The sequence below is a fragment of the Hominenteromicrobium sp. genome (assembly GCF_046974225.1).
Classification (GTDB): Bacteria; Bacillota; Clostridia; order Oscillospirales; family Acutalibacteraceae; genus Hominenteromicrobium; species Hominenteromicrobium mulieris.
Genome location: NZ_JBKWAE010000015.1, coordinates 1 through 17,674, shown reverse-complemented (window position 1 = coordinate 17,674; position 17,674 = coordinate 1). Strand labels below are relative to the sequence as shown.

Sequence of the window (17,674 nt, the reverse complement as noted above, 5' to 3'; positions counted from 1 at the left end):
TTGGTTTTAAAGTCCACCGTACATCTTTACAGCGGTATGAAAAAGCTGTAAACTATGAGTATTAAACGAAAAGGAGGCTGTGCCATGCGGAAAAATGCCTGCTGCTTTACAGGACACCGAGAAATTCCGCCCGAAGACCGGGAACCGCTCCGCGCGGCGCTGCTCTCCGAAATTCAAAGATTATATGCAGAAAAAGGCGTGACGGAGTTTTACACCGGCGGCGCAAGAGGATTTGACACCATGGCGGCGGAAGCCGTCTTGAAAATTCGCGAAGCTCTGCCCGTGCGGCTGCACCTCATTTTGCCGTGCAAAGGGCAAAGCGACCGCTGGCATTTTGCGGAAAAGCGCCGCTACCGTGAAATTTTAAAGCAGGCCGATACTGCGGAATTCCTTTTTGAACGGTATACGCCGGACTGTATGCTGCGGCGTGACGACGCCATGGTAGCGCACAGCGGTTACTGCGTCTGCTATCTGCGCGACCCTGCCGCCAAACGCGGCGGCACCGCTTATACCGTAAGAAGAGCGAAAAAAGAGGGACTTGAGGTTATCCACTTGATCCCCGTAGAAGTTGAACAGCTCACGCTGTTGTAGCGTGGAACGGGACGAATAAAGTCTTTAGTCAAGTTTTCTTCAGAAAACTTGCGGGTTTTTAGGGCAGCGCCCTAAAGCGCTTTCCGCAGAAAGCGAAATCTTTTTACCTACCTCAAAATCAGGAGGATAGGCTAAACTGTCCAGTGGACAGTTTAGCCGCAAGGGACCCAATTAGGGGGTCCCTTGAAAGGGCGAGCCAACGCGAGCCTTTAGAAAAAAACACCTCAAAATCGAAAGGACATCCATGAAGAAAAAAACGGAGCGCATCGCGCTCATCGGACTATTGGGCGCACTGGCACTGGTGCTGGGAATCCTCGAAAATCTCCTGCCCCCGCTGCCGGGCATGCCGCCGGGCGCAAAAGCCGGGCTTTCAAACCTTGTCACCATGTTCGCCGCCGGCGCTATCGGCCTGCCCGCGGCGCTGTTCATTGCGGCGATCAAGGGTCTGTTTGCGTTTTTGGCGCGTGGTGTTTCCGCCGGGCTGATGAGCCTGTGCGGCGGGCTTTTGAGCACGCTCATCATGGGCATACTGTGGAAAAAAACAAAATTCACGCCGGTCTTCATCGGTGTCTGCGGTGCGTTCGGGCACAACCTCGCACAGCTGCTCGTCGCGTTATGGATGACTGGCTTCGGCGCGCTGGGGTATATTCCCGCACTCGCGCTGTATTCGGTCGTCTGCGGCATCTGTACCGGGCTTTTGCTGCAGGTTTTACTCCCGCTGTTGGAGAAGCTGCCGGTTTTGAGGAAATAGTTTTATGATAAACTTATTTTCTAAGGGTTCGCGTACGAACCCTTTAGGGAACCCATGCAACCGGGTTCCCCTACGTCAGAACAGTCCTAGTTTTTCGTTAGGCAAAAAGATTTCGCGCTCTGCGGAGCGCGCCTCTGGGCTTTGCCCCGAGACCCCATAAACTTTCTGAAGAAAGTTTAATCAAAGACTTTTAACCGCCGTTTCACGTTGTCTGTCAAAAAAACGCCTATCCTCGCAAAAAGGACAGGCGTTTTTCAGCTTATCTTATTCTTCCGCTTTCGGAGCGTTCTCTTTTTCGGCCTGCTCCATGTTTTCCTTTGCAACCGCCAGCATCAGCTTGATACGGTTCTCCTGGTTGACCTTCGTCGCGCCCGGATCGTAATCAATCGGCACAATATTCGACTTCGGGTACAGGTTTTTCAGGCTGCGGATCATGCCCTTGCCGACGATGTGGTTCGGCAGGCAGCCGAACGGCTGTGCACAGATGATATTCGGGTAGCCGCTTTCAATAAGCTCCATCATTTCCGCGGTTAAGAGCCAGCCCTCGCCCATCTTGCAGCCGTAGCCGATGACGCCTGTAATGAGCTTTTTGAGGTGCGCATACGAGGACGGCACAGTGAAGCGGTTAGAAACGGTGTTCGCATGCTCCACGGCGCGGATAACGTGGCTTTCGATGCCGACGAGGTAGTCAAAGAGGATCTTCACAACCCCAAACTTCGCCTTGCTGCCGCCGAAAAGCTTAATATCTTCCATGCGGTTATCGACTTTAAACAGCATGAAGCCAAGCAGACCCGGCACCATCGTTTCGCAGTTCTGGCTGAACAGGAACTCTTCCAGATCGTTGTTGCCGATGGGCGAATACTTGACGTAAATTTCGCCGACAACGCCGACGCGCACTTTCTTTTCGCCGGTCACGGGCACGTTCGCAAAATCCTCCGCAATCTGCGGCAGGATCGTCTCCATCTCCTTTGCGGAGTAGCCCTTTTCCTTTGCGAACATATCAGTCAGCTTTTTCGTCCAATCGTCCACAAGCTTCCGGCTCGCGCCCGCCTCTTTCTCATACGGTCTCGTCTGGTTGTGCAGCAGCATCAAAAGGTCGCCGTACGCAAGCACGCCCAGCGCCTTACGGATCATCGGCAGCGTCAGCTTGAAGCCGCTGTTTTTCTCGAGTCCGGACATGTTGAGCGAAATGACCGGAATATACGAAAGGCCGTCTTTTTCCAGCGCCTTTCTCAAAAGGTGAATGTAGTTCGAAGCACGGCAGCCGCCGCCTGTCTGGGTGATGATGAGCGCCGTTTTATGCAGATCATATTTGCCGCTGTGCAGCGCGTCCATCATCTGGCCGATGGTGAGCAGCGCCGGGTAGCAGGTATCGTTGTGGACATATTTCAGACCCTCGTCCACAATCTGACGGCCGCGCGTCTGGAGAATCTCCACGTTGTAGCCGTAAGAAGCGAACAGGTTTTCAAATAAACGGAAATGGATGGGCGCCATGTTCGGCGCAAGGATCGTATAACCCTCTTTTTTCATTTCCTTTGTAAATTCAACGCGATCGGTAAAAGCCATATTCGTGCGCCTCCCTTACTGTAAATCCAGCGCCGCAAACAGGCTGCGGAGACGAATACGCACCGCGCCGAGGTTTGTGATCTCGTCGATCTTGAGCTGGGTGTAGATTTTGCCGCCGTCGTGCAGAATGCCGCGCACCTCGTCGGTCGTGATGGCGTCCACGCCGCAGCCGAACGAGACAAGCTGAATGAGGTTCACGCGCTTATCCGCACGGTCTACAACGTACTTTGCAGCCGCGTACAGACGGGAGTGATACGTCCACTGGTTGAGGACCTTCGTCGGGAATTTCTTCTCCTTGCACGCAACGGCGTCTTCCGTCACAACGACCGCGCCGCAGTCGCAGATGAGGCCGTCAATACCGTGGTTGATCTCCGGGTCCACATGATACGGACGACCGGCCAGCACGATAACGGGCTTATGCTGTTCTTCGGCGAGCGCGAGGAATTTGTCGCCGATGGCACGCACGGCGCGCATGTAGAGGTCATACTCCGCATACGCCGCGTCGGATGCTTTCTTCACGTCTTTTTTCGTGAACGTACCGTTCGGGAAGTGGCGGCGTAAAATCTCGTACATCTTGCCGGGGAAGTCGTGTCTGCGGTGCAGGCCAACGTAATCGCCGATGAAGACGGTGTCCTTTAATTTCTGGATATTGGAGGAGATGACCTCCGGGTAATAGGCGACGACCGGGCAATTATAGTGGTTGTCACCGAGGTTTTCGTCAAAGTTATACGTCATGCAGGGGTAGAACACCGCGTCCACGCCCTCGTCAAGCAGCGCTTCCACGTGGCCGTGCATCAGCTTTGCCGGGAAGCACGCCGTATCGGACGGAATGGTGTGCTGACCCTTTAAATAAAGCTGGCGGTTCGACGCCGGTGACGTTTTCACATCGTAGCCGAGCGTTGTGAAGAACTTATACCAGAACGGCAAAAGCTCGTACATGTTGAGGCCCATCGGAATGCCGATGACCGGCTTGCCCGTGTCTTTGTATGTATAGCGCGCGAGCAGCTTGCGCTTTTCTTCAAACATGTTGTACTGCGCTTCGGTGGATTTCACGCCCGTCACCGGCTTTTCACAGCGGTTGCCGCTGATGAACTTGCGTCCGCCGGAAAAGGTGTTCACCGTCAACTTGCAGCTGTTGGAGCAGCCGCGGCAGGTGATGGCCTTTACGCTGTGGGTGAATTCTTCGAGCGCTTCCTTGCTCAAAAGCGTCGAAAGCTCCGTCGCCTTACCCGCAGCCTGTGCTTTTTCGTGCGCATACAGTGCAGCACCGTATGCGCCCATCAGGCCCGCAATGGTCGGACGGATGACATCGTGGCCGATCTCCTGCTCAAACGCGCGCAGCACGGCGTCATTCAGGAACGTACCGCCCTGCACGACGATCTCCCGGCCGATTGCTTTGGAATCGACCGCACGGATAACTTTATACAGCGCGTTCTTGACAACGCTGATGGAAAGACCCGCGGAGATGTTCTCCACCGTTGCGCCGTCCTTCTGCGCCTGCTTCACGGAGGAGTTCATGAACACCGTACAGCGGGAGCCGAGGTCGACCGGGCGATCCGCAAACAGACCGAGTTTTGCAAAATCTTCAATGGAGTAACCCAGCGCACCCGCAAACGTCTGGAGGAACGAGCCGCAGCCGGAGGAACAAGCCTCGTTGAGGAAAATATCGTCGATGACGCCGTTTTCGACCTTGAAGCACTTGATGTCCTGACCGCCGATGTCGATGATGAAATCGACCTTCGGGTTGAACGCGCGCGCCGCGTAGAAGTGCGCCATCGTCTCTACGATGCCGTAATCGACGGAAAACGCGTTTTTGATGATGTCTTCGCCGTAGCCGGTCGCCGCGCAGGCGCAGATCTTCGCCTGCGGGAAACGCGTGTAAACTTCAAGCAGGAATTCGCGCATCAGCGGGACAGGGTTGCCGCTGTTCGACATATAGCGCGAACAAACAATATTGCCGTCCTTATCCGTCACAACGGCTTTAACGGTCGTGGAGCCCGCATCGATGCCGATATAAACCGGCTCGCCGTCCTCCAGTGTGTCGCGCACCTTAACGCCGGCGTTAAGGTGGCGCTTTGTGAATGCTTCGTAATCCGCCTTGTCCTTAAAAAGCGGCGGGCAGGCGCGGTATTCTTCCTTTGCCGTGTAATGCGCAATGCGGTTGATGATCTCCGCAAGCGTCGTCTCATTGCCGTCCGCCGCAAACGCCGCACCCAACGCGACGAAATACAGCGAATTTTCCGGGCAGATGCCCGTAATGCCGAGCGTCTTATCAAACGCCACGCGCAGCTCGCTTAAAAACGTCATCGGGCCGCCGAGGTATACGACCTTGCCCGCGATTTCTCTGCCCTGCGCAAGACCCGCAACGGTCTGGTTCACAACGGCGTAGAGAATGCTTGCCGCCACGTCTTTTTTCTGCGCGCCCTGATTTAAAAGCGGCTGAATATCGCTCTTTGCGAACACGCCGCAGCGGGAAGCAATGGTATAGATCTTCTCATGCTCTTTCGAAAGTGTGTTGAGCGCATCCGGGGTGATGTTCAAAAGCGTCGCCATCTGGTCGATGAACGCGCCGGTGCCGCCCGCGCAGGAGCCGTTCATACGCACCTCAAGGCCGGAGGCGTTATTGCCGTCCGTAAGGAACAAAATCTTCGCGTCCTCGCCGCCAAGCTCGATGACCGCATCCGTACCCGGCACAAGGCGGTTCACCGCAATGCGCGTCGCGTATACCTCCTGCACGAACTGAATGTCACTGCGCTCTGCAAGGCCCATACCGGCCGAGCCGGAAATGCTCAAAAGCACCTTTTCTTTCGGAAACTGCTCTGCCACTTCACGCAGCATCTCAACGGATTTCTCCACGATGCGCGAAAGATGACGCTCATATTTTTTGAAAAGCACCTCGTTCTGCTCGTTCAGAACAACGCACTTTAAGGTCGTGGAACCAACGTCCAAACCGATTCTCATCATGTTGATTCATCCTTTCTGCGGTACCCTTTCCGCATCGTATACCGGTACCGCATAAATGCCGCCTGTTTCGGCAGCTCTTACATATCCGCAAAATTACCCAAATATACTTTTAATGATACCACAGGCGCGCGCGCAATTCAATACGCAGCACCGCGGCGAGATTGTAAAAAATTCGTGACATAGCGCGGTTTTTCTTGTGTGGGAAAGCCATTTTCCGCACGGGTTTTCCACTTTTTGTTTTGTCCGCGGCGACTATTTTAACGGCTTTTCGCATATAACTCACCGATGAGAAATGAGGAGGGTTTCCTATGTCAAACGGCAAAAGAAGGTATTTTCCGGGCGCCAACACCGGGCGCGGATTCATCGGGCATTTTGAGGGCATCGTGCCGCCGTGGAGCGAGCCGCACTACACCTACGTTTTAAAGGGCGGCCCCGGGGTAGGAAAAAGCACATTGATGAAAAAATGCGCCGCCATCGCACGGGCAAACGGGTTTACCGTCGAAGAATTTCGCTGCGCAAGCGACCCCGAAAGCTTTGACGCCGTGCGTATCCCGCAGCGGCGGCTCGTCTTACTGGACGGCACCGCGCCGCACACCATAGACCCCGCCATGCCGGGGATCGACGGCGAAACGCTGGATCTCGGACGGTTTTTGCACAAAGAGGTCTTCAAACGCCGCCGCGAAGAGCTTTTTGTCCTTGCAGAAGAAAACCGCGCGCACTACAAAAACGCGTTCGCGTGCCTTTCCGCCGCAGGCAGCCTGCGCCGTGCCGCCGTAAGTGAAGCCGCAAGGTCTGCCGACCTTACCATGATCCGCACATTTTTAAAAGAGGGTTTCACACTGCCGAAGGAGGGCACACCGCGCACACTATTTTTAACGAGCCCCACGCCCGCCGGCGTTGCGGATTTCCGGGAAGCACAGGATGCCGAAAACACCGTGTACCTGCCCGGCGTTTTGGGCGCGGTGTTCTTAAACGAAGCCATGAAGCTCGTGCAGAATACGCAGACTGAAATTTTCCTGCATCCGCTCACGCCGGAAGCACCGCAGTGCGTGCGCATCGGCGACACCATGCTGTGTGCCGCGGACGATACCCGCAGCACATTAAACGAGTTCCTTTTGAGCCCGCTTTCGGACTTCATCCCGTTCGCCATGCAGGAGGCCGAGACCTTGACTGCGCAGGCCGTGGAGGAGCTCAGGCTCTGCAAGCGCACACATGACGCGATTGAAACCATCTACCGCCCGTTCGTCGACTACGACCATGTAGAGCGAGAAACGAACCGTCTGCTGGAAACCCTAAAGCTGTGATAGACAAAAACGAAAGCGAAAATCTGTGAATTCGGCGCATTGCAGTCGATACATAAACGTGTTAAACTGAACACAGCGAAGCGACGCAAAAGTTTTTGATCGACCATTTTTCAAATGAAGGTCAAACCGAACCCATGGTTCGGTCGTGAAATCCAAAGGCAACGCCTTTGGTCGAACTCCGCAGAGTTCGAAACTCTTTTGCCTACCTAAAAATCAGGATGGGAGCTTTAACAGTCCAGCGGACTGTTAAAGTGTGGGAGACCAAATTAGGGGGTCTTCCAAAGAATTTGCAGTGCAAATTCTTGAAAATCTCAGAAAGCACTAAAAGTATTGAAAAGAAAGGAATTTAAACTCTATGCAGATCACTTTTCTCGGCGCAAGCCACGGCGTGCCGGAGGCGAATCGCCGCTGCTCCTGCACCTTGATCGAAACGAACGGCCGATATTATTTCATCGATATGGGCGTCAACGCCATCGATGCCCTGCGCACACGCGGCATCGAGGTGGAGGACGTCAAGGGCATCTTCATCACGCATATGCACGGCGACCATACAAACGGGCTCATCTCATTCGTCGACCTTATCAGCTGGTATTTTAAAACCGCCGACCCCGAAATCTGCCTGCCGAACTTGGAGGGCGTTGAGGCCATCCGTGCATGGCTCAAAGCGAATCACTGCGAAATGCGCGACCTGCGCTTTAAAAAGATCACGGACGGCACAATCTTCGACGACGGATATTTAAAAGTCACCGCCATTCCCACGCAGCATTGCCCGGATTCCCATGCTTTTTTCGTGGAAGCCGAGGGCAAAGCCGTGCTGTTCACGGGCGACTTAAAGCATCCCAACGTCGATTTTCCAAAAATCGCCAAGGAAAAGCCGACCGAATTTATCATCTGCGAAGCCGCACACTTCCCGGCGACCGATTACGCGCCCGTTTTGGCCGCCTGTCCCACAAAGCAGGTGCTCGTCAACCACTACGCGCCGTGGAATATCCCGAACGTCATGCAGCTTGCGGAAACGCTCGCTCCGCTGCCCGTCAAATTTGTGAACGACGGCATGCAAATCACGCTTTAAATTCATACGCAAAAAGGTCTGCTCCGCTTTGGTGAGCAGACCTTTTCCTTTTACTTTTTGTTGACGGGATAAATACCCGACCAGCCGCAGTTGCCGTCTTTGTCTTTCAGCTCCACGCGCACGAACGTGTCCGTAGGCTGCACTTTATACGTCGCTTCGGTCACATTTTCGCCTACCGTCGCGCGGTCGCCCGCCCAAACGGTATCGGTGAAGAACACGACCTCCTGCACCGGCGAGGTATGCACCGTGACCGTGCCATTTTCAATTTCAACGCGGAAATTCGGCCCCTGCGTTGCGTAGAAGCGGTTTGCACGGATAGCCGCCAAAACACCCTCGCGCGTCAATTCATCCGCCTGCACCATGATGTACGAACGCGTCTCGTCGCCCGTGTAGTGATGCGCATCGTCCGCCGCCATGCACGGCAAATAGTGCCCCAAAAGCGCCATTTCGTCGAAAAACACACCGGAATACGGACGGCAGTTCCACGGCAGGCCCGAAGTGGTGTTGTAAATCTCGCACCCGTCAATGCCGTACAGCTTCACGACCTCCGAAGCGCGATCCAGCGACCATGCGGGGTGCGCCAAGATTGCAATGCCGTTCACGTTATGGATTTCATCGATGATCTTCTGCGCGGAAAGCCCCGGCGCGCGTTTTGTAAGCGCAGGCGCTTTCTCCATGCCGATACCAACGATGTGGTAAATGCCCTCCTGCACGGTACTGCCCACGTCGAACTCCGTGCCGTTTAAGAGGAGAAAATTTTCCTCTTGCCGCCCCTCACCGTGGAACCAGTGGTCGGTCAGCGCAAGGAAATCATAGCCTTTTGATTTGTATAATGCAATCGTTTCTTCCGGCGCATACGCGCCGTCCGAGTTCGTTGTATGGGTGTGCAGATTGCCCTTATACCAAATTTTGCCGAACGCATCCGTAAACATAGTCTTTCCCCCATCCTGCTTTTCGTCTCTTTGGGATTATCATAGCACGATGGCGAGGTGAGTGCAAGCTTTGTGCATGAAAAAAAGGCGGCAATGCCGCCCTTTCAGGGAACCTATAGTGCTTATGCTTTTTCCGCGCTCGGTGCTTCTATCAGCTTTGCTTTCTGCAAGGCGACGACGACAGCCGGGACCAGAATAAGCTGCACCACGATGCCCGGGATTGCGTTTAAGAGTGCGCCGGAAATGAATGCCGCAAATGTGAACGCGCCCGCATCTGCCGCAATGCCGCTGAGGATCACCTTCACGATACCCCAGACGATTCTGCCCGCGACCATAGCGATCAAAAGGCTGCCGTACAGCGTGCCGACAGTCTGCTTTTTGAACACCTTGCGGTACATGATGCCGCTTACAAGGCCGTATGTCAGCAGCTCAAACGCCATAGCGATGGCGACGTAGAACGGCGGCATGCCGAACATCACCATGCGCAGCAGCGGGGCGATAAAGCCCACAACCGCGCCCACCGGGCCGCCGCATACGAAGCCTGCAAGCAAAATCGGCAGGTGCATCGGACACAGCATTGCGCCGATCTGCGGGATATGCCCGGTGAAGAACGGCAGTACTAACGCAAGCGCCAGAAAAAGTGCACCGAGCACAAGATTTTTAACGGAAAATTTGCTGTTTGTACGGTTCATTGAAATACCCTCCCAGATACAAAAAGACCACGAAGCATTCCGCCCATACCGAGCGAAAAGACCTTCGTGGTCTATTTTTTTAAGTGGCTTTAAAATACTTTCAAACGGCGTTTCGCCGCGCGGTCTTTTGACCGTTACCGCTTCCTGCGGCTTTGCTGTCTACATCATAGCATAAGTTAACCTTAAAGTCAACTACCAAATTTCAATTTTACCGAAACGGAATTACTTTTCCGCGCTAAGGATAACCGTAACGTCCGGGTGCAGCTGCAAAACGGAAGCCGGCACCTTCGGCGTAACCTTGCCGAAGCAAGCCTTTTCGACGATCTCCGCCTTATCCGGGCCTGCGATGAGAAGAATCTTCTTCGCCTTCATAATGGTGCCGATGCCCATGGTGATGGCCTGCGTCGGCACATCCTCGCGGCGCTCGAACAAACGGGAGTTCGCGTTGATGGTGCTCTCCGTCAGCTGTACGGTGTGCACTGTCGCCGGGAAGTTGTCCGTCGGCTCGTTAAAGCCGATATGCCCATTGTGGCCGATGCCGAGCAACTGCAGATCGATGCCGCCGAGAGACTGAATAAAGCTCTCATAGCGCACAGCCTCCTCTTCAAGGTCACCTGCGTGGCCGTTCGGCACATGTGTGTTCGCCTTGTCGATATTCACGTGGTCAAAGAGGTGGTCGTTCATGAAATAGCGGTAGCTGTTCGGGTTCGTATCGTCCAGACCGCAGTATTCGTCGAGGTTTACGGTGCGCACTTCGGAAAAGTCCAGTATGCCGTCCTCATAGCTCTTTACAAGATCTTTGTAGGCGCCAATCGGCGAAGAGCCTGTTGCAAGGCCCAGCACGCAGTTCGGCTTCAAAAGCACCTGGCCGCCGATGATGCCGGCTGCAATGGCGCTCATTTCTTCATAGGTTTTCGTTTTGATAATGCGCATTTGAATATTCATCCTTTCAATACAATAAAGCGCCGGCCTTATGCCGTGCGCGTTTTTACCCAAAGAGGTTCTACCTACAACTATACCATAAAATTTACAAAAGTAAAGGCATTCCCGCAGAAAACCGCGAAACGGTTCCCGGAAATGCCCCAATTTACTTTATGCCGTCTTATTCACCGCTTTTTCCTTTTTCAGCGCCTCAAGCGGAATCTGCGCCAAAATGACCGCCGCAAACACCAAAACGCAGCCCAAAAGCTCGCGTCCGTTCATGCTTTGGCCGAGGACCAGCCAGCCGGAAAGCGCCGCAAACACAGATTCAAGGCTCATGATAAGGGACGCCACCGCAGGCGGGGTATCCTTCTGCCCCAAGATTTGCAGCGTGTACCCCACGCCGCTCGACATCAGGCCCGTGAAAAGCAGCGGCCCTGCACTTTTTAAAATATCCGCAAGCGTGAATGTCTCCGTAAACAGCGCCGCTGCCGTGCAAAGAATGCCGCAGACAAGAAACTGCACGCACGAAAGCGCCACGCCGTTCACCATCGGTGAGAAATGGTCGATGATGAGGATATGTACGGAAAAGCCCAGCGCACACAAAATGACAAGCAGGTCGCCCGGCGCGATGGTGAAGCCCTCCTGCACGCTCAACAAATACGTGCCCGCCGCTGCAATAACAACACTCACCCAAACCGTTGCGGGCACGCGTTTTTTGAGGAACAAACCGAGTATCGGCACAATCACGATGTAAAGCGCCGTCAGAAACCCGGCCTTGCCCACTGTCGTAAAGCTGATGCCGAACTGCTGCAAATTAGAGGCCACGGCAAGTGCCGAGCCGCACAGCACGCCGCCCACCCACAGGGTCTTGCGGCTCTGCTTTCTCTCTTCGTCCGTCTGCGTTTTTTTCGGCGCTTTGCGCTGCATAAACAGCAGCACGGGCAAAAGCGCCAGCGCGGCAATGAAATTGCGTACGCCGTTAAACGCAAACGGACCCAAATGGTCCATGCCGAGACTCTGCGCTACAAACGCCGTACCCCAAATAAGGGCGGTGATCGTCAGGAGCAAGGCTCCGCGAAATTGCTTCATGAAAATTCCCTTCAAGTCGTAGTTTTACACTTCGTTCGTCTCGCGCGTCAGGTTCTTCATCCAGTTATACCGGTTGATCTTCACCACGGCAACGAAGCATTTTAAGATCTGGTCGCATTTGAGGCACGCAAAAACCACCCAAGGCGGCGCACCGAGGTAAGACGCGATAATGGCAGACGGCAGCACCACAAGGAACACGAAGATCGTGTCGTTGCGGAAGACAAACGAAATGTCGCCGCCGGATTTAACAAGGCCGAACAGGCACGCCGCCTGATAGCACGTGCCGATAATCGTAACGGAAATGACATTGATGAACTCACGCGCATACGCCACGGCCGCGTCGCTCGCGCCGTACAGCCCGATGAACGGGTCGCGCAGGAAGTGCACCGCAATGCCGGAAAGAATGCCGAGGCCGAGGAAAATGACCTGCGTCGTGCGGGCATACTCGCGAATTTTTTCCATACGTCCGGAGCCGACCGTCTTGCCGGTGATAATGCCCACCGCGCTCGAAAGGCCGTTCATTGCAATGTACATCATGTTGTGCAACATATTCGCGATGCTCACCGCCGCAATGACGCCCGCGTCATAACGGCCGAGAATCATCGTCTGCCCCAGCATGTTCACCGACCATACGACCTGCCCTCCCATGATAGGCAGACCGTAGCGCAGGAAATCGCGCGTCAATTCGCCGCCGCGCTTTAAGAGGTCGGCAAAGCGAAGCTTCAGTTTTTTATCGACGCAGCGCACGTAAACGACCATCACAGCCGCTTCAATGATGCGCGAAAACAGCGTAGCCACCGCCGCACCGGTCACACCGAGCGCCGGGAAGCCAAGCTTACCGAAAATCAAAATATAGTTGCAGATGACGTTCACAATGAGCGTCACAAATGACACGTAAAGACCGATCTTCGCCGTCTCCACCGCGCGCATCGTCGCCACCATCACCTGCGAAATGCAGAAGAAAATGTACGAAAGGCTCACCACGCGCACGTAAACCGTGCCCGATTCAATGACCGAAGCATCACTCGTGAACAGGGATACGATCTGCGACGGCAATAAAAACGCCGTCACCGTAATGACCAAACCGATGAGCAAAGCAAACCGCACACCGATAGCCGCAATGCGGCGGATGCTTTTTGTATCGCGTTTACCCCAATACTGCGCAGCCAAAATAAGGATAGCACCCTCAATGCCGCCGATGAACATTTGCAGCAGCGTCTGCAGCTGGCTGCCCACATACACACCGGAAATCGCACTGTCGCCGAGCGTGCCGATCATCACGTTATCTGCAAGGCCGACCGCAAAGGTTACGGCGTTCTGCAGCGCAATCGGTATCGCGAGCGTGACGAGCGTTTTGTAAAAGCTCTTGTCTCTTGTGAAAAACATGTTTCCTCCCCCGGAGCTTGCGCCCCAAACTCAATACAATAGCGCGCAAAAGCGCATCTTGCTTCTGATTATAACAAAAAGCGGAGAAAAAGTCAATACAAAAAAGGGCGGCAAAGCCGCCCTTTCAAGCTCTCAAATTTTACGCATCTTCGTGTGTTGTCACGGTGCCCTCCGCCGTGCTCGTTTTCGATTCCGGCTCCGGCGTCGCCGTGGCTTCCGCACCGTCTGCGGCTTTTGCCTCCGCGGAATAGAGCACCGTCAGCGTCTCGGCATCTGCTTCGCCGGTCGCCGTAAGCCCGTTCGCTTTCTGGAACGCCTTTACGGCCTCCATCGTCACTTCGCCATACATGCCGGTGTATTCCACCGTCAGATAGCCAAGCTCCGCTAAGCGCTGCTGCATCGCGAACACATCGTCGCCCTCCGTGCCGGATTTGATCGCCGTGTATTCCGGCGCGGGTGAGGGGCTCGCCGTCGCTTCCGTTTCCGAAAGCTCGGAATCCAGCTCCAGCGCAGCGGAGTTTTCCTCCGTCAATTCGGGGTATGCAAGGCCCATCATGTCGATGCACGCGTTACACACCGTCTTGCCCTGCCAATTCATATAATTTGGGTCGACGGCGTAAACACGGCCGTTTTTTACCGCCGAAAGATTCGCATACTGCGCGTCCTGCATGATCTGCCCGCGCACATCTTCTGAGCAGAAAATCATCGTCGGGTCGCTCAATCGCAAATCGTCAAACGTAAACGTGCCGCCCGTAAGGCCCTTAAAAATGTTCGTCAGACCGATATACGACATCATCACGCTGCCAAGCTCATCGCCCGTCACCGCAGATCCGTTTACATCCGAAATATAGCACGCCGTCACCACGGTGTTGCTCTCCGGTGCCAAGCGCGAAAGGTCGTCGAGCGAGGAGAAGATCTTCTGCGCTGCCTTCACGCCCACATTATAGCCCGTAGAGCCGCCGTTCAAAGCCGTGCCCACCTGCGCGTACAGGCGTTCAAAATCCTCGCGGTTTTTCGCACGCGTCAAAAGGAGCACCGTAATGCCCGCGTTTTCAAGCGTCTGCTTTTCGCTGTCGTCCATCGTCTCCGCCAAAACGAGATCCACACCTGCAGAGATCACACTCTGCGCATCCGTTGCGGAAACCTTCGGCAGAACTTGTAAATCGGGCTGTGTGCAGTCGTCGCTTGCAAGCGATAAGCTCGTCTCGTACCCCATCGCCAGCACCACATCCGCTAAACTGCCGGAGAGTACCGCCACCTTCTGGGGTTTTGCGTTTAACGTCACTTCGTTCACGGTCACCGGGTATTCCTGCGAAACGGCACCTGATTCAATATTCGCCGGCTGCGAGCACGCCGTCGCGCTGAACGCCACCAAAACGCTCAAAACGACCGCCGCAGCGCAGCGCATCCATTTTTTCATATCCATAAGCATTCGCCGCAAAAGCGGCATCCTCACTTTCCGAGTCATATCCGCACAGCTTTAGCCGTGCGAAAACAAAAGGTCTAAACATCATAATACACAGTTATTGTAACCGCATTGCCCCGTATATGTCAACCTTTTTGCCAAAAAACGCTTGACTTTTTCTCTCAAAACCGATAAAATAGTATGCGCAAAGCGTGTTTTTCCATGCTTTAGCCGAATATGGAAACGTATCGAAGCGGTCATAGCGGGACTGACTCGAAATTTCGGCAGAAGCTGGGAATTTCGTCCCCCTGATTCTCCTTGATATTCCTCAACACAGAAAATCTCAAAATCGAATATTTTTTGCCGTCTCTCCTGTTTTCTCTCCAACGAATTTTTGAGCAAATTTCTGGAAAGAAAACCGGACGAAAATAGATACGGAGAGTTGTCCGAGTGGTCGAAGGTGCAGCACTCGAAAACGAATGCCCTTTTTGGAAGCTCACCTCTGAAAAACCTTGATTTTACGGGGTTTTTCGGCTATCATTGAAAAGTAAATATCCCTTAGTTCTCTCCATCAGTTCTCTCCTTTTTCCGAGATGTTTTTGAGGGCTGATGTGAAGATAAATACACGGAGAGATGTCCGAGTGGTCGAAGGTGCGACTCTCGAAAAGTCGTGTTCCTAACGGAACCGTGGGTTCGAATCCCACTCTCTCCGCCAGAATGTTCAGTCTGCAAGCGGTTTTTACCGTTTGCAGGCTTTTTCTTTTTCTCCACTCTGGAAAGATTTTTCCGTAAGTTCTCTCCGTGATTTGAACTTAGGATATGTAGTTGGCGTATCCTTAGTGAAGCGATACGCCGCAGAAGCTATGAAATAGCCTCTAATGCGCCACTCAGACCGTTTACCATTGCGTCAGCCGATGACAGCTTGGAATTGTAATCCAAATGGGCATATACATTTGCCGTAGTTGAAAAATCGCTGTGTCCGAGCCATTCCTGTATCTGCTTCATAGGAACACCGTTCGCAAGAAGCAGCGAAGCACAACTATGGCGCAGGTCGTGGAAACGAATGTGGCGCAAATTGTTCTTTTCAAGCAGCTTTGGAAATGATGATGTGAGATAGTGCGGAGAAATCAATGTCCCCATCTCATCTACACAGATATACTCCAAATACTTTTTGTTGTAACATCGTCCGCATACTCGCTTGTATTCTTCCTGCTGTTCCTTGAGCTTTAGCAGCTTTTCTTTGAACGCAGGAACAAGGGGCAGCGTTCTCATACTCGACTTGGTTTTGGTTGTATCCTGTGCTATCTGGATATGCTTGCCGTCAAGATTGCAGGAAGTAACGGTATGTCTAATGGTAATCGTATTGTTTTGAAAATCAATAGCGTCCCACTTTAAGCCGAGAGCTTCACTTCGCCTTAGTCCATAAAACGCACCGAGAAAAATCGGTATTTCAATCAGCGTTCCTTTGGCGGCTTCAAATAGTGCCTGTACTTCGTTGCTGTCATAGAAGCTGCCGATGAACTTATCAGCTTTAGGGCGTTCCACTTTATCCGCAGGATTGACAGAAATAAGGTCAATCTTTACAGCATATTTCAAAGCCCTGTGAATAACAGCGTGATAGTGAATAACCGAATTAGCTTTTACTCGTTTCAACTGCTTCATATAGAAAGCCTGAATGTCTGTTGCCTTCAGTTCGGAAAGTGTGATTTCTCTTTCCTTGAAATACGGAATGATAACGCTCTTTGCCATACCTGAGTATGATGCGTATGTGGTAAGTGCGATAGTCGGCTTTGCGATTTCCAACCATTGAAGCAGAAAATCCGAAAACAGCATATCGTCCTGTATGGGTGTGCACTCAGGCACAAAAGTCTGCCTTGTTTCCATCAACATCTTTTCCGCTTTCTTTTTATTGCCCTTGACAGGCAATCCTGTCGGAAACCATTTCGTTTTTCTTTTTCCCGCAGCATCGGGATAGCTCAAAACCATATAAAAATAGCCTTTTTTCTCTTGCAGATGTCCTGCTACCATAAATATAACCTCCTTTGCGTAGCACCGACTTCTGCTGTTGACCATATACATTGTAGCAATTTAAGTCAAAGAAGTCGAATGTGCAAATTCTTTAATTTTCCGCATTTCGCAGACCTAACCTTAGATAAGAAAGAAGATGGGCTTTCGGTACTTTGTACGCTCTGCCCACCTTCAAGTGTTCTATTTTGTTTTCACGAAGTAATTGATAACCTGTTTTTGTGCTGACACCAAGAGCCTTGCTCATTTCATCAACGGTTAAAATGTCTGGGTATTCTTTTAAGACTAACGCATATATATCTCCAAAGTTCATAAGCTCCTCCTTTTTTCAACTCCGATACTGATGAGGAGAGAAAATTCAAGCGATTTCAAATACTGCTCATCAAGGTGTGTGAGATGTTCTTTCAAGCGGCTTTTATCAATCGTGCGTAACTGCTCAAAGAGAATGATTGAATTTGCAGGAAGCCCCTCAATTTGCCCCAAATATAAGTGTGTAGGTAATTTCTTCTTTTTGCGTACACGGCTTGTTATGGCGGCAATAATGACCGTAGGACTGTGCTTGTTTCCTATATCATTGGAGATAACAAGTACAGGTCGTGTTCCTCCTTGCTCCGAGCCGACAACAGGGTTTAAGTCTGCGTAGTATATGTCACCACGCTTAATTATTTTATCCATTAGTTTGACCTCCTATCTGGATATAAGCAGGTAAGCTCTGCCTATGTAATCAGCCAAACACAAGGAAGTTTTTAAGGTCGGGAAAATATAAACAATTCTCTGTTTCAATAGACCGCCTTGTATTTGGCTTTATGATAGAAGCATCTCTATTTGTCCTCGACACCCCAAGATGCAAATGCGTTTCACGCAGGGAAGTCGCCAAACGGTCAGCAGCGAACTGACGCCACGGGAGTTCCACCCCAACTGACGGTCTGCCAGAGCCGCCCTCATTGCCTGCGACGGTTTTATCACGCTCGGA

Annotated in this window: 15 protein-coding genes, 1 tRNA gene and 1 pseudogene; 5 read left to right on the top strand and 12 right to left on the bottom strand. The window is 52.8% G+C overall.

All coding sequences use genetic code 11. The features are described 5' to 3' along the window. The first annotated feature begins 84 nt into the window (after positions 1–84). Together ACLTX1_RS10555 and ACLTX1_RS10550 are read left to right on the top strand one after the other, a co-directional pair. Positions 85–591: an SLOG family protein gene (locus ACLTX1_RS10555; RefSeq protein WP_412330910.1), complete on the top strand. Its 507-nt coding sequence runs from the start codon at positions 85–87 to the stop codon at positions 589–591. 244 nt (positions 592–835) lie between these two features. Next, a complete protein-coding gene (locus tag ACLTX1_RS10550) occupies positions 836–1,342 on the top strand; it encodes a Gx transporter family protein (protein WP_412330909.1) in 507 nt (168 codons plus the stop codon). Positions 1,343–1,606: 264 nt separating this feature from the next. Here the strand turns inward: ACLTX1_RS10550 and ACLTX1_RS10545 are convergent, their stop codons facing one another. Both ACLTX1_RS10545 and ACLTX1_RS10540 read right to left on the bottom strand, forming a co-directional pair. After that, positions 1,607–2,908, bottom strand: a complete 1,302-nt coding sequence (locus ACLTX1_RS10545) for a 2-hydroxyglutaryl-CoA dehydratase (protein WP_349201650.1) — start codon at positions 2,906–2,908, stop codon at positions 1,607–1,609. A gap of 15 nt (positions 2,909–2,923) precedes the next feature. Beyond that, entirely contained in the window at positions 2,924–5,869 is a 2,946-nt protein-coding gene (locus tag ACLTX1_RS10540; RefSeq protein ID WP_343285373.1) for an acyl-CoA dehydratase activase, read from the bottom strand. A gap of 311 nt (positions 5,870–6,180) precedes the next feature. On the opposite strand from ACLTX1_RS10540, the gene ACLTX1_RS10535 reads away from it, so the two are divergent. Beyond that, entirely contained in the window at positions 6,181–7,176 is a 996-nt protein-coding gene (locus ACLTX1_RS10535; RefSeq protein ID WP_176820933.1) for a hypothetical protein, read from the top strand. Positions 7,177–7,531: 355 nt separating this feature from the next. Next, positions 7,532–8,248 carry an MBL fold metallo-hydrolase gene (locus ACLTX1_RS10530; protein WP_395507172.1) on the top strand — a complete coding sequence of 239 codons (717 nt, stop codon included), beginning with the start codon at positions 7,532–7,534 and terminating at the stop codon, positions 8,246–8,248. 50 nt (positions 8,249–8,298) lie between these two features. Here the strand turns inward: ACLTX1_RS10530 and ACLTX1_RS10525 are convergent, their stop codons facing one another. The 6 genes from ACLTX1_RS10525 to ACLTX1_RS10500 form a co-directional block, all read right to left on the bottom strand. Beyond that, positions 8,299–9,180 carry a PHP domain-containing protein gene (locus tag ACLTX1_RS10525; RefSeq protein ID WP_395507173.1) on the bottom strand — a complete coding sequence of 294 codons (882 nt, stop codon included), beginning with the start codon at positions 9,178–9,180 and terminating at the stop codon, positions 8,299–8,301. 122 nt (positions 9,181–9,302) lie between these two features. After that, complete coding sequence (locus ACLTX1_RS10520) at positions 9,303–9,872, bottom strand: ECF transporter S component (protein ID WP_308449332.1); 570 nt, start codon at positions 9,870–9,872, stop codon at positions 9,303–9,305. Between the two features lie 222 nt (positions 9,873–10,094). Next, positions 10,095–10,805 (bottom strand): glucosamine-6-phosphate deaminase, encoded by a 711-nt coding sequence (gene nagB / locus ACLTX1_RS10515; RefSeq protein WP_412330908.1) that lies wholly within the window; start codon positions 10,803–10,805, stop codon positions 10,095–10,097. 159 nt (positions 10,806–10,964) lie between these two features. Then, positions 10,965–11,885 carry an EamA family transporter gene (locus ACLTX1_RS10510; protein ID WP_176820928.1) on the bottom strand — a complete coding sequence of 307 codons (921 nt, stop codon included), beginning with the start codon at positions 11,883–11,885 and terminating at the stop codon, positions 10,965–10,967. A 24-nt stretch (positions 11,886–11,909) separates the two neighbouring features. Beyond that, positions 11,910–13,271, bottom strand: coding sequence for an MATE family efflux transporter (locus ACLTX1_RS10505; RefSeq protein WP_308449335.1), 1,362 nt, complete (start codon positions 13,269–13,271; stop codon positions 11,910–11,912). Between the two features lie 139 nt (positions 13,272–13,410). Continuing rightward, positions 13,411–14,691 (bottom strand): peptidoglycan-binding protein, encoded by a 1,281-nt coding sequence (locus ACLTX1_RS10500; protein WP_308449336.1) that lies wholly within the window; start codon positions 14,689–14,691, stop codon positions 13,411–13,413. A gap of 612 nt (positions 14,692–15,303) precedes the next feature. Between ACLTX1_RS10500 and ACLTX1_RS10495 the strand changes: the two genes are divergently transcribed. Further along, positions 15,304–15,391 (top strand) — tRNA-Ser (locus ACLTX1_RS10495). A 146-nt stretch (positions 15,392–15,537) separates the two neighbouring features. Here ACLTX1_RS10495 and ACLTX1_RS10490 read toward each other — a convergent pair. From ACLTX1_RS10490 to ACLTX1_RS10475, 4 genes and pseudogenes are all read right to left on the bottom strand, one after another. After that, entirely contained in the window at positions 15,538–16,704 is a 1,167-nt protein-coding gene (locus ACLTX1_RS10490) for a tyrosine-type recombinase/integrase (RefSeq protein WP_412330907.1), read from the bottom strand. A gap of 91 nt (positions 16,705–16,795) precedes the next feature. Continuing rightward, a complete protein-coding gene (locus ACLTX1_RS10485) occupies positions 16,796–17,014 on the bottom strand; it encodes a helix-turn-helix domain-containing protein (RefSeq protein ID WP_087375964.1) in 219 nt (72 codons plus the stop codon). After that, positions 17,011–17,376 (bottom strand): type II toxin-antitoxin system PemK/MazF family toxin, encoded by a 366-nt coding sequence (locus tag ACLTX1_RS10480; protein ID WP_412330906.1) that lies wholly within the window; start codon positions 17,374–17,376, stop codon positions 17,011–17,013. Before ACLTX1_RS10480 ends, ACLTX1_RS10485 begins: the two co-directional genes overlap by 4 nt. Positions 17,377–17,425: 49 nt before the next feature. Beyond that, positions 17,426–17,674: pseudogene (locus ACLTX1_RS10475) on the bottom strand (hypothetical protein); the annotation flags it as partial.

What these genes read in the sequence shown, in the direction of transcription:
- ACLTX1_RS10480 (WP_412330906.1), bottom strand. Translation starts at nt 17,376, where the DNA reads ATGGATAAAATAATTAAGCGTGGTGACATATACTACGCAGACTTAAAC.
- ACLTX1_RS10540 (WP_343285373.1), bottom strand. Translation starts at nt 5,869, where the DNA reads ATGAGAATCGGTTTGGACGTTGGTTCCACGACCTTAAAGTGCGTTGTT.
- ACLTX1_RS10490 (WP_412330907.1), bottom strand. Translation starts at nt 16,704, where the DNA reads ATGGTAGCAGGACATCTGCAAGAGAAAAAAGGCTATTTTTATATGGTT.
- ACLTX1_RS10505 (WP_308449335.1), bottom strand. Translation starts at nt 13,271, where the DNA reads ATGTTTTTCACAAGAGACAAGAGCTTTTACAAAACGCTCGTCACGCTC.
- ACLTX1_RS10500 (WP_308449336.1), bottom strand. Translation starts at nt 14,691, where the DNA reads ATGAAAAAATGGATGCGCTGCGCTGCGGCGGTCGTTTTGAGCGTTTTG.
- ACLTX1_RS10535 (WP_176820933.1), top strand. Translation starts at nt 6,181, where the DNA reads ATGTCAAACGGCAAAAGAAGGTATTTTCCGGGCGCCAACACCGGGCGC.
- ACLTX1_RS10520 (WP_308449332.1), bottom strand. Translation starts at nt 9,872, where the DNA reads ATGAACCGTACAAACAGCAAATTTTCCGTTAAAAATCTTGTGCTCGGT.
- ACLTX1_RS10530 (WP_395507172.1), top strand. Translation starts at nt 7,532, where the DNA reads ATGCAGATCACTTTTCTCGGCGCAAGCCACGGCGTGCCGGAGGCGAAT.
- ACLTX1_RS10545 (WP_349201650.1), bottom strand. Translation starts at nt 2,908, where the DNA reads ATGGCTTTTACCGATCGCGTTGAATTTACAAAGGAAATGAAAAAAGAG.
- ACLTX1_RS10485 (WP_087375964.1), bottom strand. Translation starts at nt 17,014, where the DNA reads ATGAACTTTGGAGATATATATGCGTTAGTCTTAAAAGAATACCCAGAC.
- ACLTX1_RS10525 (WP_395507173.1), bottom strand. Translation starts at nt 9,180, where the DNA reads ATGTTTACGGATGCGTTCGGCAAAATTTGGTATAAGGGCAATCTGCAC.
- ACLTX1_RS10550 (WP_412330909.1), top strand. Translation starts at nt 836, where the DNA reads ATGAAGAAAAAAACGGAGCGCATCGCGCTCATCGGACTATTGGGCGCA.
- nagB (WP_412330908.1), bottom strand. Translation starts at nt 10,805, where the DNA reads ATGCGCATTATCAAAACGAAAACCTATGAAGAAATGAGCGCCATTGCA.
- ACLTX1_RS10555 (WP_412330910.1), top strand. Translation starts at nt 85, where the DNA reads ATGCGGAAAAATGCCTGCTGCTTTACAGGACACCGAGAAATTCCGCCC.
- ACLTX1_RS10510 (WP_176820928.1), bottom strand. Translation starts at nt 11,885, where the DNA reads ATGAAGCAATTTCGCGGAGCCTTGCTCCTGACGATCACCGCCCTTATT.